This is a genomic window from Stenotrophomonas sp. STEN020, from assembly GCF_056760195.1.
Genome location: NZ_JBRREI010000071.1, coordinates 1 through 20,373 on the forward strand (window position 1 = coordinate 1; position 20,373 = coordinate 20,373).

The 20,373-nt window shown below is 64.6% G+C and carries 18 protein-coding genes; 6 read left to right on the top strand and 12 right to left on the bottom strand.

What is annotated here, in order from left to right:
* Positions 1 to 155: 155 nt before the first annotated feature.
* Positions 156 to 791 carry a response regulator transcription factor gene (locus ACVOLZ_RS20080; protein ID WP_481517664.1) on the bottom strand — a complete coding sequence of 212 codons (636 nt, stop codon included), beginning with the start codon at positions 789 to 791 and terminating at the stop codon, positions 156 to 158.
* On the bottom strand, positions 788 to 1,894 hold the full coding sequence (locus ACVOLZ_RS20085; protein WP_481517665.1) for a sensor histidine kinase: 1,107 nt from the start codon (positions 1,892 to 1,894) through the stop codon (positions 788 to 790). The genes ACVOLZ_RS20080 and ACVOLZ_RS20085 overlap by 4 nt, the downstream gene beginning before the upstream one ends.
* Before the next feature lie 166 nt (positions 1,895 to 2,060).
* Here ACVOLZ_RS20085 and ACVOLZ_RS20090 point away from each other — a divergent pair, with 166 nt between their 5' ends.
* On the top strand, positions 2,061 to 2,783 hold the full coding sequence (locus tag ACVOLZ_RS20090) for a hypothetical protein (RefSeq protein ID WP_481517666.1): 723 nt from the start codon (positions 2,061 to 2,063) through the stop codon (positions 2,781 to 2,783).
* 64 nt (positions 2,784 to 2,847) lie between these two features.
* On the opposite strand, the gene ACVOLZ_RS20095 is transcribed toward ACVOLZ_RS20090, so the two are convergent.
* The 5 genes from ACVOLZ_RS20095 to phhA all read right to left on the bottom strand — a co-directional run bounded on the left by ACVOLZ_RS20095 (position 2,848) and on the right by phhA (position 8,001).
* On the bottom strand, positions 2,848 to 3,795 hold the full coding sequence (locus tag ACVOLZ_RS20095) for a TauD/TfdA dioxygenase family protein (protein ID WP_481517667.1): 948 nt from the start codon (positions 3,793 to 3,795) through the stop codon (positions 2,848 to 2,850).
* Between the two features lie 203 nt (positions 3,796 to 3,998).
* Positions 3,999 to 4,781: an ATP-binding cassette domain-containing protein gene (locus tag ACVOLZ_RS20100; RefSeq protein ID WP_481517668.1), complete on the bottom strand. Its 783-nt coding sequence runs from the start codon at positions 4,779 to 4,781 to the stop codon at positions 3,999 to 4,001.
* Positions 4,778 to 5,686, bottom strand: coding sequence for an aliphatic sulfonate ABC transporter permease SsuC (gene ssuC, locus ACVOLZ_RS20105; RefSeq protein WP_481517669.1), 909 nt, complete (start codon positions 5,684 to 5,686; stop codon positions 4,778 to 4,780). The genes ACVOLZ_RS20100 and ssuC overlap by 4 nt, the downstream gene beginning before the upstream one ends.
* Entirely contained in the window at positions 5,686 to 6,645 is a 960-nt protein-coding gene (locus tag ACVOLZ_RS20110; protein ID WP_481517670.1) for an aliphatic sulfonate ABC transporter substrate-binding protein, read from the bottom strand. Before ACVOLZ_RS20110 ends, ssuC begins: the two co-directional genes overlap by 1 nt.
* A 465-nt stretch (positions 6,646 to 7,110) precedes the next feature.
* Positions 7,111 to 8,001 (bottom strand): phenylalanine 4-monooxygenase, encoded by an 891-nt coding sequence (gene phhA / locus ACVOLZ_RS20115; RefSeq protein WP_481517671.1) that lies wholly within the window; start codon positions 7,999 to 8,001, stop codon positions 7,111 to 7,113.
* Between the two features lie 132 nt (positions 8,002 to 8,133).
* On the opposite strand from phhA, the gene ACVOLZ_RS20120 reads away from it, so the two are divergent.
* Positions 8,134 to 8,616: an Lrp/AsnC family transcriptional regulator gene (locus ACVOLZ_RS20120; RefSeq protein ID WP_313319863.1), complete on the top strand. Its 483-nt coding sequence runs from the start codon at positions 8,134 to 8,136 to the stop codon at positions 8,614 to 8,616.
* Between the two features lie 165 nt (positions 8,617 to 8,781).
* On the opposite strand, the gene ACVOLZ_RS20125 is transcribed toward ACVOLZ_RS20120, so the two are convergent.
* Together ACVOLZ_RS20125 and ACVOLZ_RS20130 are read right to left on the bottom strand one after the other, a co-directional pair.
* Entirely contained in the window at positions 8,782 to 9,810 is a 1,029-nt protein-coding gene (locus ACVOLZ_RS20125; RefSeq protein WP_481517672.1) for a patatin-like phospholipase family protein, read from the bottom strand.
* Positions 9,811 to 10,372: 562 nt separating this feature from the next.
* Positions 10,373 to 11,386, bottom strand: coding sequence for a TIGR00266 family protein (locus tag ACVOLZ_RS20130; RefSeq protein WP_481517673.1), 1,014 nt, complete (start codon positions 11,384 to 11,386; stop codon positions 10,373 to 10,375).
* 173 nt (positions 11,387 to 11,559) lie between these two features.
* On the opposite strand from ACVOLZ_RS20130, the gene ACVOLZ_RS20135 reads away from it, so the two are divergent.
* Positions 11,560 to 13,887 carry a TonB-dependent receptor gene (locus ACVOLZ_RS20135; RefSeq protein ID WP_481517674.1) on the top strand — a complete coding sequence of 776 codons (2,328 nt, stop codon included), beginning with the start codon at positions 11,560 to 11,562 and terminating at the stop codon, positions 13,885 to 13,887.
* Positions 13,888 to 14,136: 249 nt separating this feature from the next.
* On the opposite strand, the gene ACVOLZ_RS20140 is transcribed toward ACVOLZ_RS20135, so the two are convergent.
* From ACVOLZ_RS20140 to ACVOLZ_RS20150, 3 genes are all read right to left on the bottom strand, one after another.
* The gene (locus ACVOLZ_RS20140) at positions 14,137 to 15,288 is read right to left on the bottom strand and encodes a glycoside hydrolase family 18 protein (RefSeq protein ID WP_481517675.1); all 1,152 of its coding nucleotides are present in this window, start codon (positions 15,286 to 15,288) and stop codon (positions 14,137 to 14,139) included.
* A 361-nt stretch (positions 15,289 to 15,649) separates the two neighbouring features.
* Positions 15,650 to 16,489 carry an acid phosphatase gene (locus ACVOLZ_RS20145; RefSeq protein ID WP_481517676.1) on the bottom strand — a complete coding sequence of 280 codons (840 nt, stop codon included), beginning with the start codon at positions 16,487 to 16,489 and terminating at the stop codon, positions 15,650 to 15,652.
* A gap of 251 nt (positions 16,490 to 16,740) precedes the next feature.
* Entirely contained in the window at positions 16,741 to 17,565 is an 825-nt protein-coding gene (locus ACVOLZ_RS20150) for an ABC transporter ATP-binding protein (RefSeq protein WP_481517677.1), read from the bottom strand.
* A 127-nt stretch (positions 17,566 to 17,692) separates the two neighbouring features.
* Here ACVOLZ_RS20150 and ACVOLZ_RS20155 point away from each other — a divergent pair, with 127 nt between their 5' ends.
* From ACVOLZ_RS20155 to mutM, 3 genes are all read left to right on the top strand, one after another.
* A complete protein-coding gene (locus ACVOLZ_RS20155; protein WP_481517678.1) occupies positions 17,693 to 18,895 on the top strand; it encodes a DesA family fatty acid desaturase in 1,203 nt (400 codons plus the stop codon).
* Complete coding sequence (locus tag ACVOLZ_RS20160) at positions 18,892 to 19,221, top strand: EF-hand domain-containing protein (protein WP_481517679.1); 330 nt, start codon at positions 18,892 to 18,894, stop codon at positions 19,219 to 19,221. Before ACVOLZ_RS20155 ends, ACVOLZ_RS20160 begins: the two co-directional genes overlap by 4 nt.
* A gap of 172 nt (positions 19,222 to 19,393) precedes the next feature.
* On the top strand, positions 19,394 to 20,206 hold the full coding sequence (gene mutM / locus ACVOLZ_RS20165; protein WP_481517680.1) for a bifunctional DNA-formamidopyrimidine glycosylase/DNA-(apurinic or apyrimidinic site) lyase: 813 nt from the start codon (positions 19,394 to 19,396) through the stop codon (positions 20,204 to 20,206).
* Positions 20,207 to 20,373 lie beyond the last annotated feature (167 nt).

Consider the following 20,373-nt stretch of genomic DNA (forward strand, 5'->3'; position numbering starts at 1 on the left):
CCCCCCCCCCCCACTCCCCCCCCCCCCCCCCCCCCCCCCCCGCCGCCGCCCCCCCGCGCGCCCGCGCCCCCCCGCCCCCCCCCGCGGCCCCGCCCCGGCCCCCCCCCCCCCCCCCCCCCCCCCCCCCCCACTACAGGTCGCGCACATGCAGAGTGCTAGATCACCCGCAGGGTGATCGCCTTCAACACCGCGCGGGTGCGGTCGCGGGTGTCGAGTTTGTCCAGAATTGCCGAGACGTAGTTCTTCACCGTGCCTTCGGCCAGGAACAGGCTGCCGGCGATCTCGCGGTTGCTGTAGCCGCCGGCCATCAGCCGCAATACCGCGACTTCCTTCTGGCTGAACAATTCCTTCGGCGCGTCATCGGCGTGGTAGCGATAACGCTGCCGCACCGCATCGGTGCTCACTGGCTGCAACAAGGTCTGTCCGGCGATGGCACGCCCGATTGCGTCGTGCAGGTCTTCCGGGGCTGCATCTTTCAGCAGGAAGCCCTGCGCGCCGGCTTCGGTGGCACGCAGCAGCAGGTCGCTCTCGTCGAAGGTGGTCAGGAACACGCACGGTGTTTGATCGCCGCGTTCGCGCAGGGCCTTCAAGGCCTGGATGCCGTCCATGCCGGGCATGCGGATGTCCGACAGGATCAGCTGCGCCGGCTGCTGCGCGATCTGTTCGAGCAGGGCGTCGCCGCTGTCGGCTTCGAACACGATGGTGATGCCGAGCTGCTGCAGCAGGGCGCGCAGGCCGGCGCGGATCAGGGCCTGGTCGTCGACCAGGGCAATGCGGGGGGAATCGTTCATGCCGGCAATTCCACACGAATCTGCAGGGCACCGGAAGCGGCACGTTGCAGCTGCAGGCTGCCACCTTGCTCGTCGACTCGTTCGCGCATGCCGGTCAGGCCATTGCCGGCGCGTGGTTCGCCGCGCAACTGACCGTCATCTTCCATCGCCAGCAGCAGCTGCCCGTCGTGGCGGCGCAGGGACACCTGCAGCACCTTGGCATCGCTGTGGCGAGCGCTGTTGGTCAGCGCCTCCTGCACGCAGCGCAGGATGGTCTCGGCCTTGGCGGTGTCGCTGACCTGCACGTCATCCTCCAGCTGCAGTTGGAGGCGTGGGCGCGGCAAGGGCGCGGCCAGCGCGTGCAGAGCGGTGTCCATGTCGAGCTGGCCGCTGTCGCGCAGGCAATGCACCACGGCGCGGATATCGCCCAGCAGCTCGGCGGACAGTTGTTCGCACAAGGCGAGTTCGGGTGCGGCGTCGGCGCGTGCGGTAAGCGCACGCAGATGCAGGCGCAGGGCGGTGAGCTTGTGCCCGGCCACATCGTGCAGCTCGCGTGACAGCCGCAGTCGTTCCATGTCGCGTGAGCGCTCGGCGAGCAGGGCGCGGGTGGCCAGCAGGTCGGCATTGACCAGTGCCAGCCGGTCACGGGCCTGTTCGGCGCTGCGCGCGTAATGTGTGGTCAGCATGGCGAAGGCCTGGAAGCCGGCAAAGATCAGCACCACCGCGGCAGGATGGCTGTGGGTACCACGCAGGACCAGGTACATGCCAAGGTTGACCAGCAACATCAGCACCAGGGTGATGCGCAGTGGCCAACTCATCGCCACCTGTGCGGCCAACATCACCAGCAGGGCCGGCGCGACGCCGCTGCTGGCGGCCAGGCGGATCACCGCCAGTGCTGCGAGGGCTTCGATCAGCAGCGCCACGCTGCGTTGGGGCGACGGGCGCTCATAGCTGGCGGCAAACAGAAACGCGATCAGGAACAGCAGGGCACTGCCCCAACGCAGGGCCATCTGCTCGGCAGAGCCGTAGGGCAGGGTGGCCGCTACCGCCAGCCAGGTCAGCAGGCCGGCTAGGTTGAGCGGGTGCAGCAGCCTGTGCCAGCGCGAACGGGGAGTGATTTCCATGCACGCATGCTGGTGGGCGCAGGCCTCAGCGGCAAGGGGGGCGGAGCAGAAAGTGACTTCCGGCAGGGTCGATCAGTGACCGCCGCAACTGCTGTGGCCGCAGCGGCTCACGCAGGCTATGCACAGGCCATCGCATTCGCCGGCCACCACTGAAGAGATCGCTGTCATGCCCGGATATTCCCTGATCGTTACGCTGCATGTGCTGGCCGGCGTGGTCGCCCTGGTCGGCTTCTGGTCGGCGGCGTTCATGAAGAAAGGCTCGCCGCGGCATCGCGCGCTGGGCAAGGTCTACCTGGTGGCGATGGCGGTGATCGTGGCTACTGCTCTGCCGATCACCATCCAGTTCGCGTTCTTCCGTCAGCAGCCGCTGTCGGCCTTGTTCCTCGCTTATTTGATGGCGATCACCGGCAACGCGACCTGGTTGGCGTGGCGCGCAGTTACCGACAAGCGTGACTGGAAGCAGCTGGTGTCGCGGCCGGGCTGGCATCTGGCGGTGTGGCCGATGGTCATCCTGGCGCTGGTGGTTGTCGGCACCGGCATTCAGCACCGCCAGCCCTTGTTCCTGGGCTTCTCGTCGATTGGCCTGTGGGTGGGCTGGCGCATGTTGAAGTTCGCCCGCCGGGGCCCGTCGCGTCCGGACTGGGCATTCCGCCAGCACTATCAGTCGATCCTTGGTGCGGGTATTGCTACCCACGTGGCCTTCCTCGGCATCGGCATGCGTCCGGTGTGGCAGTGGCTGCACAGTCACACCACGGTGCCGGCGCTGCTGATCGAGCTGTTCCCTTGGGCGGCACCGTTGCTGGTGGCGGTGATCGTTGGCGTCTACCTGGACCGCAAGTACGGCGGTCGGCGGGTGGCCAAGGCTGCAACGGCGAAGCCGCTGCATTGAGTCGCTGAACAATGGCGGTCAATGCAGCTGGCGGCTCGGGGGCGACCTTGCATGCTCCTCTCCCTCAGGCAGCGGCCTCCGCAGCCCGCACCGCAGGCGCGGTGAGATCCACGCTGCGCCTGCCGTCCACGCCATACGGAATGTCGCCTGCGACCGTGACCCGACGTACCACCCGGTGCTGGTCGCCGTAGTCATTGATGGCGTAGTGCTGGGTTGCACGGTTGTCCCAGATCGCCACGTCGCCCTGCGACCAGCGCCAGCGCACGGTGTTCTCCAGCCGATGCACGTGGCCCTCCAGCACGCTCAGCAGCTGCGCTGAATCGACGCTTGAGTGACCAAGCAGGCGCTTCACGAAGTGCCCAAGCACCAGGCTGCGTTCGCCGGTCTGCGGATGCACGCGTACCACCGGGTGCTCGGCCTCGTATAGCTGGCGGACGAACACGTCCTTGTAACGCTTGAGGTGCTCGTCGCTGGTGTCTGCGGGCAGGCGCGTGGCCGCATAGTCGAAGTCGTTGCCATGTATAGCGCGCAGGTGTTCGGCCAATGACTTCAGCTCGGCGGGCAGGCGTTCGTAGGCGGCCACCGTATTGGCCCATACCGTGTCGCCGCCATAAGGCGGGATCACCACCGCGCGCAGGATCGAGACCTGCGGATAGGCGACTTCGAAGGTCACGTCGGTATGCCAGGAGTTGGCGCGGCCGCCATGGCGGGAGTCGAGCTCCAGCAGTTGCGTGCCTTCTTTCGAGGGCACCGTAGGGTGGGCGACCAGCGGTCCCCAGAGGCGGGCAAAGGCTTGCTGTTGTGCATCGTCCAGCTGCTGCTGGCCGCGGAAAAACAGCACCTTGTGCTTGAGCAGTGCCGCCTTGATCGCTGCGGCCTGCGCAGGGGGCAACGCAGATGACAGACGCAGGCCGCGCACTTCGGCACCGATGTTGCCGGCGACCTGGACGATATCCAGTGCGGCATCGCGCTCGCTCTGTACGGGGATCGGGGAAAGGCGGATGGCATTCATCGGAACTCCTGCTTGGGCTGACATCAGCAGTTTGTTGGCTCTTGCAGCAGGCGACAAAGAAACCATTGGCAACTGTTGATGCAGGTTGTGCCTAAGGTCTGCCGGCTATTTCAGGCTTACCCAAGAGCATCGCTGCGCTTGCACGCTTGCACGCTTGCCTGCGAACGCGTGCGCCGGGTCAAGGAAGCGGGAGACAAACCGGATCAGGCACCAATGTGCTGGGTAGCCGGCGGCTCCGGACGCAGCAACACGCGCTGCAGGATACGTTGCTCAATCGCCGCGCAGGCCGGATTGCCCGGCACCCGCGGGCGTGGCTGCGCAATGGTTTCGTCGAGCGCGATGCAGCCGTCCTCGATCAGGATCACCCGGTCAGCCAGCGATACGGCTTCGCGCACGTCATGGGTAACCAGCAGTGCGGTGAAGCCGCGTTGCTGCCACAGGTCTTCGATCAGCCGCTGCATTTCGATGCGGGTGAGCGCATCGAGCGCGCCCAAAGGCTCATCCAGCAACAGCAGGCGCGGGCGATGCAGCAGCGCACGCGCAAGCGCTACCCGCTGACGTTGCCCACCCGAGAGCCGGGCCGGCCACTCCTCTGCGCGCTCGGCCAGGCCAACCTGGGTCAACACCTGTGCCGCGTGCTCGTGGACAGCGTGCGGCAAACCCAGGCGGACGTTGTGCAGCACGCTGCGCCACGGCAGCAGGCGTGCTTCCTGGAACATGACGCGGGTATCTGCGTGCGGCGCGTTGATCGCCGCGCCGTCGATGCTGACCGAGCCTGCGCTGGCCGCTTCAAGCCCGGCAATCAGTCGCAGCAGGGTGCTTTTGCCGCAGCCGCTGCGACCAACAACAGCGACAAACTGACCGGGCCTGATATCGAGCTGCGTACTGCGCAACACCTCACGCGCGCCGTAGCGCTTGTGCAGGCCATGCAATTGCAGATGCACACCGCCGCTGATGGCCGCCGCCGATGTTTGCTGCGCACTCATGTGCCGGCCTCGCTCTGGTAGCCGGGATGCCAGTGCAGGCAGTGACGCTCCAGGCGGCGCGCGAACAGATCGGCGAGCTTGCCCAGCAATGCGTACAGCAGAATGCCCACCAGCACGATATCGGTCTGCATGAACTCGCGGGCATTCATCGTCAGATAGCCGATGCCGGCCTGTGCCGAGATGGTCTCGGCGACGATCAGCACCACCCACATCAGCCCCAGTGAAAAGCGCAGCCCGACCAGGATCGACGACAGTGCGCCGGGCAGTATCACTTCGCGATACAGCTGCCAGCGCGTCAGCCCATAGCTGCGTGCCATCTCGACCAACTGTGGGTCGACATTGCGGATGCCATGGAAGGTGTTGAGGTAAATCGGGAAGAACACCGCCACCGAGATCAGCAGCAACTTGGCCGCCTCGCCGATGCCGAACCACAGGATCACCAGTGGGACCAGCGCAAGCGCCGGGATGTTGCGCAGCATCTGCAGGCTCGAGTCGAGCAGCGTCTCGAACACGCGCAGCGAGCCGGTCAGCAGGCCAAGCGCGAGCCCGATGCTGCCACCGATGAGCAGGCCAAGCAGCGCACGCGTGGCACTGACCCGCAGGTGTGTCCACAGTTCGCCCGAGGTTGCCAGCAGCCACGCCGCTTTGAGCACGCTCGATGGCGCCGGCAACACGCGTGCGCTGAGCCAGCCGAGGGAGGAGGCGAGCTGCCAAATGGCGAACAACCCGATCGGTAGCAGCCACGGCAGCAGCTGCCTGCCGGCGGCACGCACAAACGTTGCGGGCGCGCGCGCCTGTTTGCTGATCGATAGCAGCGTTGTTGGTTCCAGCGTCGCTGCGCTCATGGCTGGGTCGACGCGTGCACCGTCGCTGTCAGGGCGCAGCCGCGAACTGAATCCGGCCATCAGCGGACTTCGCCAGCGACGGCATCCAGCACATTGATCTTTCTCGGGATCAGCTTGAGCGCGAAGAAGCTGTCGGCAATCTGTTGCTGCTCGGCCAGGATCGCGCGGGTAATTGGTCCGGTGCCGTAGCTGTTGCGTGCCTCCGCGAGTTCAGCTACCGGCAACGAAAGCCCCCATAGCGTGGCCAGTTCGGCCGCCAGCGCGCCGCCGTTCGTTGTCGCCCATTGATCGATGTTGTTGATCTCTTCAAGCGTGATCGCAAGGACGTCGGCATTGCTGGCTGCATAGTCCAGCGACGAAAAGTAGTAAGCGCGGTTGCTGACCACGTCACTTGCATCGGCCAGTATCCGTGCATCGAGTGCTTTCTGCGCAGCGGCCAGCAGTGGATCCCATATGACCCAGGCATCGACCGCGCCATTTTCGAACGCGGCGCGTGCATCGGCGGCGGGCAGAAAAACCAGGTTCAGGCCGCTATAGGCAAGCCCGTGCTTCTCGAATAGTTTGAGGACGAAGTAGTGGACGTTTGAGCCTTTGTTGAGCGCGATTTTCTTGCCTTTAAGGTCAGCGACGCGGGTGATGCGCGAATCCTTGGGCACTAGTACCGCCTCGGTGTGCGGTCGTGGCATTGTTGCTGCGACATAGGCCAGCGATGCCCCCGCAGCCTGCGCAAAAATGGGCGGAGCCTCGCCGACGTCACCGAAGTCGATGGCGCCGGCATTCAGGGCTTCCAGCTGCACCGGGCCGGCGGGGAACTCGGTCCAGCTGAGTTGCACGCCAAGCGGGGCCAAGCGCTTTTCCAAGGTGCCGCGGCTTTTGAGCAGGCTCAGGTAGCCTTTCTGATGACCGATGCGGAACTGCCGCGTGGGTGTGCGCAGCAGCGCCGACAGGGTTGGTACGCCGATGGCAGCCACGGCGGCACCTTGCAGCAGGCGACGGCGGGAGAGGATGGCTGGGGACATGCGCGGGCCTATCGAATGCGGGAAGAACGTTGGGGATGGCTCGCGGTGTGGCGAGTTGACACCGCTCATGCGGGCGCGGGTAGCTCGCACATGCACAGCGGGAGATCCCGTGGCTTGCATTCTCAAGCGACGATGGCGGCATCGGAACCTGCGATTTTTCAGTTGCTGATAACGAAGCCGACTGGAAATTCGTGTTTATGTCAGACGCGATGGCGCTGCGTGTGGTGCACCTTCGCGATAGCTCGGCTTCCGCATTTGATTTTTGGGTTCTGTGGAAGCGGCGTGAGCCGCGAAGCTGAAGTTGCTGAAGTCATCAGTGCCTGTGCAACCTGACCATGTATCTGCTTCGCGGCTCACGCCGCGCCCACAAAAGATCACCCGGCGTAGCACCGGGCGGATTTACGGCGTTGCATGCAAAGAAGCCGCCCTTGGGCGGCTTCTTCTGCTCCGGTAAGGCAGTCTGGTCTAGACGTCGCCGCCATCCGCCCAGCCTTCGCCGCTGCCGCGCTGGAATACCGTGTCACCGGCCTGCACATCACCTGCAGGCAGATGCTCGGCATCGGCAAGACGTGCGTAGATCGGGGTGAAGTCCGGCTCGGTCGCGGCCATCAGCTGCTCGAAGCCGTCGATGACGAAGTAGCTCTTCTGGAAGGTGTCGATGCGGTAGCGGGTGCGCATGATCCGCTCCAGATCGAAGCCAATGCGGTTCGGCGCGGCCGACTCCAGCGAGTACAGCGATTCACCCTTGGAGGAGACGATGCCGGCGCCGTAGATGCGCAGGCCATCGGGGGTGTTGATCAGGCCGAATTCCACCGTGTACCAGTACAGGCGGGTCAGGTTCTGCAGCGCATCCGGGCCGATCGCATGCGCCTTGACGCCACCACGGCCGTAAGCGGCCATGTAGTCGGCGAACACCGGGTTCATCAGCAGCGGCACATGGCCGAACAGGTCGTGGAACAGGTCCGGTTCGGCGATGTAGTCGATCTGGTCCGGGCGGCGGATCCACCAGGTCACCGGGAAGCGGCGGTTGGCCAGGTGATCGAAGAAATCGAGTTCGGGCAGCAAGCCTTCCACCCCGACCAGAGTCCAGCCGGTGGCTGCGCCCAATACTTCATTGAGCTGATCGAAGCGCGGAATCATGTGCTCGCTCATGCCCATCTCGTCTTGGGCATCGAGGAATTCCTGGCAGGCACGGCCGACCAGCAGCTCGCGCTGGCGCTGGTACAAAGTGCTCCAGGTCGCATGGTCGTCGGCGCTGTAGCCGTCCCAGGGCTGCTCTACCACGGCGGTGGTATAGACCGGCACGTAACCCTTGTCGGTCTGCTGGTGTTCGACGCGGCGCGGGTTGGCTTCCATGGCGGCAGCTCCTGAAGGGAATAGATAACCGCATGGTAGGAAGCCTGCCGCGCAACAGGTGTGCGTAATTGCGCTGGCAACCGGTTCTAACGCAATATTGTTGCGTCACTTCAATGCTGCGGAGCAACAAAGATGGCTTCGGTGAACCTTGATCGCACGGATCTGCGGCTTCTGGTCGAAATACAGCAGCATGGCCGCGCCACCAATGCCGAACTCGCGGCGCGGGTGAATCTGTCAGCGTCGGCCTGCCTGCGGCGGGTGCAGCGGCTGGAAGCGGAGGGAGTGATTGCCGGTTATGGCGCACGCCTGGAGCCGCGCGCGATCGGGCTGGGCCTGCAGGCCTTTGTGCGCGTGCAGTTATCCAAGCACGGCCAGGCGGCGATCGATCATTTCGTGCAGGCGGTGCAGCTATGGGATGAAGTAGTGGCCTGCCATGCGCTGACTGGTGACATGGACTATCTGCTGCAGGTTTACGTACGCGACCTGGACCACTTCTCGGAATTCCTGCTCGACAAGCTGCTCAACGCGGCTGGTGTGGCCGACGTCAATTCCAGCTTCGTGCTGCGCACGGTGAAGGAGTTCCGCGCCCTGCCGCTGTCGCAGCTGGGGCGGTGAAGGCGCTTCCTTCTCCCTCTGGGAGAAGAGCCTGTCCTCGCGAAGGCGGGGATGCCCCGCAGGGGCGGATGAGGGTAGGCGGCGAAGCCCAATTGAGTCCGAAGCAATCCGCTTCGCCCGTACCCTCACCCCAACCCCTCTCCCGTTGGAGAGGGGCTTCAAGCATCAGCGCGCTGGCGCGCTGCAGTTCTTCTCGATGCCACGCAGCTTTTCGATGCGGCTGCGACTGTCCTGGCAACGCTGGTGCGCTTCGGCCTGCACGGCGGCAGCACGTGCATCGGCGTTGCGCGCGGTGGCAAGACGGGCCTGCTGCAGGCGGGCAATACCAGCACGGATCTGCGGCATCGCCGCCATCGCTGCCTTCTCGCCTTCCAGGATCGCGCGGCCACGCTGTTCGAAATCGGCGGCACCGATATCCAGCACCGCCGGGCGGATCACCACGTCGGCGCGTGCCAGTTCCTGCTCACCCAGGCGCTGGCCCATGATGGTGATCGACTGGCCCACCGCACCCAGCAGGCCGGTCGGACGCTGACCGGTTGCGCGGCTGGAGATATCCACCGCGATCACGAATTCGGCACCCAGCTGCTTGGCCGCATCCACCGGCACCGGGCTGACCACGCCGCCGTCGACATAGCTCTTGCCACCGATGATCACCGGCTCGAACACGCCGGGAATGGAACTGGAAGCCCGCACCGCCTGGCCGACATTGCCGCGCACGAATACCGCGCGTTCACCGGTTTCCAGCTGCGTGGCGACTGCGGCGAACGGCTTCTTCAGCTGCTCGGCGCGCTTGTTGCCGACCTGCGCGTTGACGTAGTCCTGCAGTTTCTGGCCCTGCACCAGGCCGCCGGAGAACAGGCGGATATCGCGGATGCTGGCTTCATCCAGCGCGACGGCCTTCTGCTGCATCTGGAAGGCGTTCATGCCGCTGGCGTACAGGGCACCGACCACGCTGCCAGCGCTGGTGCCGGATACCACCACCGGCTCGAAGCCATTGGCTTCGAGCATCTTGATCACGCCGATATGGGCGAAGCCCTTGGCCGCACCACCACCCAGCGCCACGCCGATCTTGACCGGCCTTACCGGCGTGGTCGGCTGCACCGCTGCCGGCGGAGTGGGCTTGGTGTTCTCGCCGCCACAGGCTGCCAGCAGGCCAAACAAGGAAAGGGACAGCAGCAGACGGGCGTTGCGCATGATGAACAGGGGGCGTTGGAAAGGGCGCCAGCATAGCGCTTTGTGTCGAGAGGGCACGTGGCAGCAAGCGGAACCGTTTAGGTGGGGCTGCGATTCGGGTTCAGTGTGCCGAGGAAAGGAGATCGTCATCCCCGCGTAGGCGGGGATCGCTGCGGAGCGGTACCGGTGCTGTTTGAAGCCATCATCCCGCGTAGGCGGGGATCGCTCTGGGGCAGTACCGATGCTGTTTGAAGTCGTCATCCCCGTGTAGGTGGGGATCGCTCTGGGGCAATACCGATGCTGTTTGAAGTCGTCATCCCCGCGTAGGCGGGGATCGCTCTGGGGCAGTACCGATGCTGTTTGAAGTCGTCATCCCCGCGTAGGCGGGGATCGCTCTGGGGCAATACCGATGCTGTTTGAAGCCGTCATCCCCGCGAAGGCGGGGATCGCTCTGGCTTTTGAGGCTACCGCTAGAGCAAAAGCAAAGGCGGGAGCGATTCCCGCCTTCGCGGGAATGACGAGCAAAGGGCCAGGAGCCAAAGCCCAAAGCCCACGTTTCCGCTGGACTTTGCACCAACCAGCATCAGAACTTGTTATCCCCATCCAGCAACCGACCCAGCCCACCCAGCACCGAGCCCTCACCACGGCTCTGTCCGCCACCCTGTGGTGCCGCTGCAAACATGCGTCCAGCCAGGCGCGAGAACGGCAGCGATTGCAGCCATACCTTGCCGGGGCCGGTCAGGGTGGCCAGGAACACGCCTTCGCCGCCGAAGAACATGCTCTTCAGGCCGGCCACGCGGCGCACGTCCATGTCCACGCCGGCGTGGTAGGCCACCACGCAGCCGGTATCCACGTCGATGCGCTCGCCTGCGGCAAGCTCGCGTTCCACCACGCAGCCGCCGGCGTGTACGAACACCCAGCCGTCGCCTTCGAGCTTCTGCATGATGAAACCTTCGCCGCCGAACAGGCCGGTCATCACCTTGCGCTGGAAGTGCACGCCAACCTGCACGCCGCGCGCGCCGGCCAGGAAGCTGTCCTTCTGGCAGATCAGCTTGCCGCCGTGCTGGTCCAGCTTCATCGGGATCACGGTGCCGGGATAGGGCGCGGCGAAGGCGACCTTGGCCTTGCCGTTGCCGGTGTGGGTGAACACGGTGGCGAACAGGCTCTCGCCGGTGATCACGCGCTTGCCGGCCGACATCAGCTTGTCCATGAAGCCGCCGCCCTGACCCTCGTGGCGGCCGTCACCGAACACGGTGTCCATCTGTACCGTGGAATCCTTGAACATCAACGCGCCGGCCTCGGCAATCGCGCTTTCGCCCGGGTCCAGTTCGATTTCCACGAACTGCATCTCATGCCCGATGATGCGGAAGTCGATATCGTCGGCACGGTTGCCCCTGCCACCGACCGGCGGCGGCATCGGCGGCGGGCCGGCCTGGCCGCCGAAGTCGGCGATTTCGGTCACCGCCTGCCAGCCCTGCATGCCCTCGCGCCAGGCCAATGCCTGGCGGCTGCCCTGGGCAAAACGGCGCGCGGCCTCATCGTCCATCGGGCCAACGCGGTCGGCTTGGCCGGGGATATGGAAATACCACTGGGTCATGGCAAGGTGCCTGGGCAGGAAGGAAGCCCCAAGTCTATGCGGCGGAAGGGCGCGATACCCCTGACAGGCGTCATGCTGCTGAATACCTGAACGATTGCGATACGAATGTTGTACTGCAACAATTCCGTGCTAGGCGCAGTTCCCCATTCCTCCTCAACAGGCCCTTCTCCGCCATGTCCCCGACCCGTACCGTCCGCCGCCGCCTGCCGGCAGCGCATCCGCTGTTTGTAGCCGTTCTCGCCGTACTGCCACTCACCGCTGCCGCGCAGGATGCGACCCCGGCCCAGAAGCAAGCCGCCACGCTGGATGCGGTGAAGGTCACCGCCGCACGCAAGGTGGAGAACATCCAGGACGTGCCGGTGTCGATCAGCACCGTCAGCGGCGAGAAGCTCGACGCGCTGGCCTCCGGTGGTACCGATGTGCGTTACCTGTCCGGCCGCGTGCCCAGCCTGAACATCGAATCCTCGTTCGGGCGTGCCTTCCCGCGCTTCTACATCCGCGGCTACGGCAACACCGACTTCCGTCTGAATACCTCGCAGCCGGTCTCGCTGGTGTATGACGACATCGTGCAGGAAAACCCGATCCTCAAGGGCTTCCCGATCTTCGACGTGGAGCAGGTGGAAGTGCTGCGCGGCCCGCAGGGTTCGCTGTTCGGCCGCAACACCCCGGCCGGCGTGGTCAAGTTCGACTCGGTGCGTCCGTCGCAGGAGTTCGAAGGCTACGGCAAGGTCGGCTACGGCAGCGACAACCTGTGGAATGTGGAAGCCGCCGTCGGTGGCGCGCTGAGCGCGCGTTGGTCGGCCCGCGTGTCGGCCCTGTACCAGCGTCGCGACGACTGGGTGAAAAACACCGGCACCGGCCCGAACGACGGCCTGGAAGGCTATGACGAGTCGGCTGTGCGTGCGCAGTTCCTGTACGAAGGCGACAACTTCGAAGCGTTGCTGGGTGCGCACAAGCGTCACCTCAACGGTACCGCGCGCCTGTTCCGCGGCAACATCTTCAAGAAGGGCAGCAACGACTTCGTGCCCGGCTTCGACGAGAACAAGGTATCGATCGACGGCCTGAACCACTCCGAGCTCGACAGCAGTGGTGCCAATGCGCGCCTGAGCTGGGACCTGGGCAACTACAAGCTGTCCTCGATCACCGGTTACGAGACCGTGGACACCTTCAGCGTCGGCGACATCGACGGCACCTCCGGCCCGTACTTCACGCCTGATGTCCCGTTCGCTTCGGAAACCGCCGATGGTATTCCACGCCACTCGCAGTGGACCCAGGAGCTGCGTCTTGAATCGCAGAACGAAGGCCCGCTGAACTGGCAGACCGGCGTGTTCTACTTCAAGGAAGACTACGACGTCGACAGCGTCAGCTACGACACCACCAACGGCAGCAAGCAGGATGGCTTCCAGCGCATCAACCAGACCAACGATGCCTGGGCCGTGTTCGGCGGTTTGAATTACCAGGCCACCGACAAGCTGGAACTGCGCGCCGGCGTGCGTTACACCGTCGACAAGAAGGACCTCAAGGTCAAGGATTACTGGAACACTGGTTTCTCGCCGTGCATTGCACCGACCTTGACCACGCCCCCGGGTATTGCCAAGTGCGACCTCGCCGGTCTGCTTGCCGCGCAGCAGGACGCCTACGCCAAGGGCGATGCTGTTGATCCCTATCTGTCGGCCTCGACCAAGGACAAGAAGTTCAACTGGGACTTCTCGGCCACCTACGCCGTCAATGACACCGTCAACGTTTACGGCCGCGTCGCCACCGGTTTCCGTGGCAGCTCGATCCAGTCGGCGGGTGCGTTCAACAACAAGACCGTGGCCGCTCCGGAAACCGTGCTGTCCTTCGAGGCCGGCGTAAAGGCTGACTTCTGGGACAACCGCGCGCGTTTGAACGCCAGCATCTACCGCTATCAGGTCAAGGACCAGCAGCTGACGGCTGTGGGCGGTGCCTTCGGCAATGCCAACATCCTGCTCAATGCCGACAAGAGTGTGGGCCAGGGCTTCGAGCTGGATCTGCAGGCCTACCTGACCGACAACCTGCTGGTCACCCTGGGCAGCGGCTACAACCACACCGAGATCAAGGACGCCAATCTTAGTGTTGCACCGTGTTTCTCGTGCGAAGTGACCGACCCGGTCGTCAACGGCAAGGCGCGGATCAACGGCAACCCGCTGCCGCAGGCACCGGAGTGGACCCACAACATGACCGCGCGCTGGTCGCTGCCGTTGGCCGATGGCACCCAGCTCTACGTGTTCACCGACTGGGTTTATCGCAGCGAAGTGAACTTCTTCCTGTACGAGTCCAAGGAATTCACCGGCAAGTCGCTGCTGGAAGGCGGCCTGCGTGTGGGTTACCAGTGGAATGACGGTGACTACGACGTGGCGCTGTATGGCCGCAACATCACCAACCAGATCCGTGCCACCGGCGGCATCGACTTCAACAACCGCACCGGCTTCATCAACGAGCCGCGTCTGTGGGGTGTGGAGTTCAAGACCCGCTTCTAAGCGCAGGTTGGTGTGATGTAACGCAGAAGGCGCGGAGCAATCCGCGCCTTCTGCGTTTCTGTAGTGCCGAGCCGTGCTCGGCAATGGGGCATTGCCGATAGACCTGCCGAGCATGGCTCGGCACTACTTGGCGCTGCGGCGCGCAGCCAATTCAGCCCCTCTCCCGCATGCGGGAGAGGGGTTGGGGTGAGGGCAGCTTTTGCCGGGAACGCCCCCTGCCGAGCATGGCTCGGCACTACGGCAGGAGCGTTACCGGTGAAGCTCCTGCCGAGCATGGCTCGGCACTACCGGGTCAGCGCGCAGCGCCTCGTGCAACACATCAAGCAACTGCTCGTTGTCATCACCGCGCTGTTCCCAGTACATGATGCCGCCCAGACCCTGCTGCTTCACGTAGTTGGCCTTGATCAGCAGCGACTGCGGATCGTCGTAACTGATCATGCGGCGCTCCTTGGCATTCCAAAGCCATGGCACCTGCGCTTCGTCATCCCAATGGCGCTGCCAGTCCGGCGCGTTGAGACGGGTGTGGACGATGTCACGCCAGGTAATGAAGCCACCCTCTTTGGTGAACTTCTGGAAGCGACCGTTGTTGTCCGTGCCGACATCACCAAAGGTGCGGCCATAGAACGGCACGCCGACATTGATCTTGGCAGCAGGCACGCCCGCATCGAGGAAGTACTTCACCGCATCCACGGTGGTGCGGCCCTGCGGCGTGGCCAACGATGAACGTGCAAGCCCTGAGTGATGGCCGGTGGTTTTGGTCAGGCTGCCGTAGAAGTCGTAGGTCATCAGGTTGATCCAATCCAATGACTGCGCGATGCGCGGCAGCTCCAGGCCTTCTGCAGCGCGGCCTTCGGCAGCGGCGATGGTCAGCAGGTAATGACGCTTGCCATTGCCCTCGCGGTCCAGACGCGCACGCAGTTCTTCCAGCAGCACGGTGAAGTTGTGGCGATCATCCGGGCTGTGGCTGATGTCGGCATCACCGAGCGTGGGGTATTCCCAGTCGACGTCCAGGCCATCGAGCTTGAACTGGTGCATCAGTGCAACGCTGCTGTCGATGAAACGCGCACGTGCAGGCGCGCTGGCGGCGGCCTCGGAGAAGTTGCCGGCACCCCAGCCGCCGATCGAAAGCACGATCTGCAGTGACGGGTTGTCCGCGCGCTTGGCGACCACGGCGTGCAGGCGTGCCGGATCGACGTTTTCGGGCAGGTAGACCGTGCCATCGAGGCGAACCACGGCGAAGGCGAAGTTCACCACGTCGAGCTTCTGTGCAGACAACTGCAGCGGCTCGGGGCTGTCCATCACATAGCCGATCAGGCGCGGTGGTTGTGCTTGCACGGCGAAGGGCAGCAATGCAGCGAGCAACAGCGCATGCAGGCGTGGACTACGAAGGAATACAGGCATGAGAGGTCCCGTAGTGAGAGGACCCCGGACTGTAACCTTAGACGCGCAGCGCAGTGAAAGGCGGTGACGTCGGAAACCATCGTGATCTCGATCACGGTAGAGCCGAGCCATGCTCGGTTGGGGCCTTACCGATAGCCCGCCGAAGCTCTTGTAGGAGCGGCGTCAGCCGCGAAGCAGATAGTCAGACAGATTGCAGGGATGCCTGTGATTGAAGCAATGCCAGCTTCGCGGCTGACGCCGCTCCTACAAAAGCGGTTCGCCTGGACCTCGAAGCCGAGCATGGCTCGGCACTACCAAGGTCTGCCGGTTTTTCTCGGCAAGGCCTCTGCCGAGCATGGCTCGGCACTACATGTAGTACTGCTCAGCGGGCTTCGGGGATGTCCGAGGTCAGCGCAGCGGTTTCTGCAGCGCAGTCACGCGGCAGCGGCTGCTTGAGCGTGCGTGCATGGGCCAGCTCTTCGCGTGCCTTGGCCAGGTCGGCGACAAATGCCGGGTTGTCATGCAGTCGCGCCACGGTGGCCGCGCCCATGAACTGTCCCTGTTGCACATCGCTATACCAGTGCACGTTGCAGACCAGGCGGCTGTGGCCGTAGTTGCGGCCGCGTTCGATCAGGGCGGTGGCATGGTCGGGATCAATCTCCGACAGGATCAGGCCCCAGGCCCAGCCGATCGACGTGTGGCCGGACGGGTAGGAACCACTCTTGCGCAAGCCTTCCTCATCGTCCGGCGTACAGGTCGGCGCGTTGTTGACCATGAACGGGCGCGGCCGCTGGTAGTGGGTTTTTGCTGCCTTGGTAGCAGCGCTGGCATCGATGCGGCTGCGTTCGAGCAGGCTGTACAGCACCGGCGTGGTTCTGGCGGTAACGGCAACGCCCAGGGCGCAGCTGAACTGCTCGGCGCCGGCCGGGAAGCTCAGGTCGGCATCGGTATGTGCCTGTGCGAAGCGTGCGCTGCCTTGCATGCTCAGCGCCTGGCTGGCGACGGCCTCATCCAGCTGTGCCGATGCCGAGCCGGGTGCCGGTGGTGCCGGGCTCAGGGCGAGGCTGTCGGGGATGGCGGTGCCGGTCAGATAGCCGGTGACCTTGCTGCCGGAGTCGCCGCCAGCGGTGGAGGGCAGGGTGGGGGTGCTGGAACAGGCGCTGAGCACGGCAGCCAGCGCGAGGGCGGCGCCAAGGCGCAGCGGGGAAACGGGAAATGACATTGCGACGACAACGGGATTGCGGGAGCGGGCGGGCATCATCGCACCAACGGCTTCGCTCTGCCCCCTCCCTTTGCCGAAGGCAAGGGGAGGGCTGGGGAGGGGTGCCCTTAGTGGGAACTTCAACAACCGGCTCAAGCAACTGCCAAAACTACCCCCTCCCAACCTCCCCCTTGGCTATGCCAAAGGGGAGGGGCCAAGCTCCCTCCCTTGCGCATCGCGCAGGGGGGGAGGGGTGCTCTTTGCTCAAAAAACTACAAACCGCCCACCCAGGCCGACATCCGCCCGTCATCCTCGCGCACCTCGATCGGCCCGCCGAACACCTCCGACAGCGGCGCCGAGCGCAGCAGCTCGGTACGACTACCGTCGGCAAAAATGCGGCCGCCCTTCATCAGCACCACGCGGTTGATCTCCGGGATCACTTCCTCGATGTGGTGGGTGACCAATACCAGGGTGATGCCCTGCTGGGCGAGGTGACGCATGCTGTCGATCAGGTGCTGGCGTGAGATCAGGTCCAGGCCGGTGGATGGCTCGTCCAGCAACAAGGCCTTGGGCTGGTTGACCAGCGCCCTGGCAATCAGCACGCGGCGGGTTTCACCGGCTGACAGCTCGGCATAGCTGCGGCCCAGCAAGGGCAGGGCGCGCGCCAGTTCCAGCGCATGCCGCGCGCGCTGGCGCATGGCGTCGGTGACATCGCGATGCGCAGGCACCACAAAGCTGGCAAAGAAGCCGGCGATCACCGCTTCCTCCACGGTCAGCCCGGGCATGCTGGAGAGGTTGCTGGACAGGTCGCCGGTGACGATGCCGAGCTGCGCGCGCAGCCGGTCCACCTGCCAGCGGGTCTGGCCCATCACCTTGACCGGCACATGGCCGTCGGCGCGCGCCAGCGGATAGAGCTCGCGCGTGATCAGCTTGATGAATGAAGATTTGCCGCAGCCGTTCGGCCCGAGGATGGCGGTGTGCTGGCCCTGTTCGATACGCAGGTTCAGCTCGTGCAGCACGCGGACCTGGCCGCGGATGACGCAGGCATGGTCCAGTTCGATCAGGGGGGCCGCTTCGGCGACGGGAGCAATGGACATTCAGGAGTAAGTGGCAGCTGAGGATTCGACCAACGGACCTGCCGCCGGTGGATGAAGTTTGCGCTGACAGCCCCCATGATGTGTAGCAGTTGTTTCATCTGGCACCGACTGCCTGGAGTACCTCGTGATGTCCGACGCCCTGCTCGATTTCCTCACCGGTGGCATCGTCGGCCTGGGCTGGTGGGGCATGCTGGCGGTGCTGCTGGTGTTCACCCAGCTCACCATCTTCGCGGTCACTTTGTACCTGCATCGCAGCCAGGCCCATCGCGGTGTCGATTTCCATCCGCTGGTGTCGCACTTGTTCCGTTTCTGGGTGTGGCTGACGACCTCGATGATCACCCGTGAGTGGGTGGCCATCCACCGCAAGCACCACGCCAAGGTCGAGACCGAGGACGACCCGCACAGCCCGGTCACCAAGGGCATCCGCAACGTGTTCTGGCGCGGCGTGGAGTTGTACCGCGAAGCCCGCACGCTGCGTGGCGAGATCGAGCAGTACGGGCGCGGTGCGCCGGAAGACTGGATCGAGCGCAAGCTCTACACCCCGCACGCCAACCTTGGCCCGATTCTGCTGTTCGTGATCAACACTGCGTTGTTCGGCCTGCCCGGCATCGCGCTGTGGGCGATCCAGATGGCATGGATTCCGTTCTGGGCGGCAGGCGTGGTCAACGGCCTCGGCCATTGGTGGGGCTATCGCAATTTTGAATCGGCCGATACCTCGACCAACCTCACGCCGTGGGCGTTCTGGATCGGTGGCGAAGAACTGCACAACAACCATCATGCCTTCCCCAGCTCGGCGCGGTTCTCGATGCGACGCTGGGAGTTTGATATCGGCTGGCAGATGATCCGCCTGTTGCAGTTCCTGCGCCTGGCCAAGGTACTGCGGGTTGCGCCGAGCATGGACATTCGTCCGAACATCGCTGTGCCCGATGCAGATACCTTGAAAGCACTGTTGTCGCATCGCTTCCAGGCGATGACCGATTACCAGCGCAACGTGTTCGCGCCTGCCTTGAAGGAAGAGGCTGCCGCAGCAGGTGCCAAGTTGCGCAAGCTGTTGCCGCGGCGGATGCGCAAGGGGCTGGTCAATGACGGTCGCTGGCTCAAACCCGACTGCCGCGCGCAACTGCAGACCTGGGTGCAGCAGCGCCCACGCATCCAGCTGCTGGTAGAGCATCGTGCGCGCCTGTCGGCGTTGTTGGAAGCCCGCAGCCATGACGCCGCCGAGCGCCTGCGCCAGCTGCAGCAGTGGTGCCAGGAAGCCGAAGCCAGTGGCAGCGCTGCATTGCAGGCTTATGCAACACGTCTGAAAGGCTATTCGCTCAGCGCCACATGAAGACCATTACCCTTCTTTTCCTGCTTTGTGCCTCGTTGCCAGCCATCGCCCAGGTGCAGGACACCAACGCCTACCTGCAACGCATGGACAGCGACGGCGATGGCCGGGTCAGCCCGGATGAGTACCTGCAATGGATGCTGTATGCCTTCGACAAGATGGATCGCAATGGCGACGGCGTGCTGGAAGCGGCTGAGCAGCCGGGCGGGCGTGGCAAACCGATCACTCGCGAAGAACAGCGCCAGGTGATTCTTGCCCGCTTCGCCCGCCAGGATGCCAACAGCGACGGTTATCTAAGCGCCCGTGAGCTGATGGCGCCACCGCGCTGACCGACAGCCTATGAAACCTGGATTGTGGGAGCGGCATAAGCCGCGAAGCCAAAAATCCAGCCGAAGCCGATAGCGCGTTGCAATCGATACCGGCCCGCTGTTCACCACCACCAGCTTCACGGCTCACGCCGTTCCCACAAAACCAACCAAACACAATCGCCTTGAGATTCGCATGCCAGAACTACCCGAAGTAGAAACCACCCGGCGTGGCCTGGAGCCACACCTTGTGGATCGCCGCATCCACGGCGTGATCCTGCGCCGGCCGGATCTGCGCTGGCCGATCCCCGCCGAGATCGAACAGCTGCTGCCGGGTCAGCGCATCGAGGCGATCCGTCGTCGCGCCAAATACCTGCTGTTGGACACCGAGCTGGGCAGTGCGGTGCTGCATCTGGGCATGTCCGGTAGCCTGCGCGTGTTGCCTGGCGATACACCGGTGCGTGCGCATGACCACGTGGATATCAGCCTGGAAGACGGTCGCCTGCTGCGCTTCAACGATCCGCGTCGGTTTGGTTGCCTGCTGTGGCAGCCGGCAGGTGAAACGCATGAATTGCTGCGCGATCTTGGCCCCGAGCCCTTGGATGGTGATTTCGATGGCGACTATCTGTTCCAGCGCAGTCGTGGGCGCAAGGCAGCAATCAAAACCTTCCTGATGGACCAGGGCATTGTTGTCGGCGTGGGAAACATCTACGCGGCGGAAAGCCTGTTCATGGCCGGCATCAATCCCCTGCGTGAAGCCGGCAAGGTGTCGCGGGCGCGCTATCAGCGGCTGGCGGATGCGGTGAAGGAAATCCTGGGGCATGCGATCACCCGTGGTGGAACCACCTTGCGCGACTTCATCAGCCCCGATGGTGCGCCGGGCTACTTCGAACAGGAGCTGCTGGTGTACGGGCGCGAAGGCGAGAACTGCAAACAATGCGGGCGCGCACTGCGCTATGCCAGCATTGGCCAGCGGGCGACGGTGTGGTGCGGGTACTGCCAGCGCTGAGGAGCAGCACCTGTAGTGGGGGGGGGGGGGGGGGGGGGGGGGGCACTCCGCCCGCCCTCCCCCGCCGCCGCTTCGGCGCCCTGTCCTTGGTGGGCCCTCCCCCCCCCCCCGCCCCCCCCCCCCGCCCCGCCCCCCCCACTACAGGCGGGGCTTTACCAGCAAGGCCC

What these genes read in the sequence shown, in the direction of transcription:
- ACVOLZ_RS20080 (WP_481517664.1), bottom strand. Translation starts at nt 791, where the DNA reads ATGAACGATTCCCCCCGCATTGCCCTGGTCGACGACCAGGCCCTGATC.
- ACVOLZ_RS20140 (WP_481517675.1), bottom strand. Translation starts at nt 15,288, where the DNA reads ATGCCTGTATTCCTTCGTAGTCCACGCCTGCATGCGCTGTTGCTCGCT.
- ACVOLZ_RS20155 (WP_481517678.1), top strand. Translation starts at nt 17,693, where the DNA reads ATGTCCGACGCCCTGCTCGATTTCCTCACCGGTGGCATCGTCGGCCTG.
- ACVOLZ_RS20085 (WP_481517665.1), bottom strand. Translation starts at nt 1,894, where the DNA reads ATGGAAATCACTCCCCGTTCGCGCTGGCACAGGCTGCTGCACCCGCTC.
- ACVOLZ_RS20090 (WP_481517666.1), top strand. Translation starts at nt 2,061, where the DNA reads ATGCCCGGATATTCCCTGATCGTTACGCTGCATGTGCTGGCCGGCGTG.
- ACVOLZ_RS20150 (WP_481517677.1), bottom strand. Translation starts at nt 17,565, where the DNA reads ATGTCCATTGCTCCCGTCGCCGAAGCGGCCCCCCTGATCGAACTGGAC.
- ACVOLZ_RS20095 (WP_481517667.1), bottom strand. Translation starts at nt 3,795, where the DNA reads ATGAATGCCATCCGCCTTTCCCCGATCCCCGTACAGAGCGAGCGCGAT.
- ACVOLZ_RS20130 (WP_481517673.1), bottom strand. Translation starts at nt 11,386, where the DNA reads ATGACCCAGTGGTATTTCCATATCCCCGGCCAAGCCGACCGCGTTGGC.
- ACVOLZ_RS20125 (WP_481517672.1), bottom strand. Translation starts at nt 9,810, where the DNA reads ATGCGCAACGCCCGTCTGCTGCTGTCCCTTTCCTTGTTTGGCCTGCTG.
- ACVOLZ_RS20145 (WP_481517676.1), bottom strand. Translation starts at nt 16,489, where the DNA reads ATGTCATTTCCCGTTTCCCCGCTGCGCCTTGGCGCCGCCCTCGCGCTG.
- phhA (WP_481517671.1), bottom strand. Translation starts at nt 8,001, where the DNA reads ATGGAAGCCAACCCGCGCCGCGTCGAACACCAGCAGACCGACAAGGGT.
- ACVOLZ_RS20110 (WP_481517670.1), bottom strand. Translation starts at nt 6,645, where the DNA reads ATGTCCCCAGCCATCCTCTCCCGCCGTCGCCTGCTGCAAGGTGCCGCC.
- ACVOLZ_RS20160 (WP_481517679.1), top strand. Translation starts at nt 18,892, where the DNA reads ATGAAGACCATTACCCTTCTTTTCCTGCTTTGTGCCTCGTTGCCAGCC.
- mutM (WP_481517680.1), top strand. Translation starts at nt 19,394, where the DNA reads ATGCCAGAACTACCCGAAGTAGAAACCACCCGGCGTGGCCTGGAGCCA.
- ssuC (WP_481517669.1), bottom strand. Translation starts at nt 5,686, where the DNA reads ATGGCCGGATTCAGTTCGCGGCTGCGCCCTGACAGCGACGGTGCACGC.
- ACVOLZ_RS20135 (WP_481517674.1), top strand. Translation starts at nt 11,560, where the DNA reads ATGTCCCCGACCCGTACCGTCCGCCGCCGCCTGCCGGCAGCGCATCCG.
- ACVOLZ_RS20120 (WP_313319863.1), top strand. Translation starts at nt 8,134, where the DNA reads ATGGCTTCGGTGAACCTTGATCGCACGGATCTGCGGCTTCTGGTCGAA.
- ACVOLZ_RS20100 (WP_481517668.1), bottom strand. Translation starts at nt 4,781, where the DNA reads ATGAGTGCGCAGCAAACATCGGCGGCGGCCATCAGCGGCGGTGTGCAT.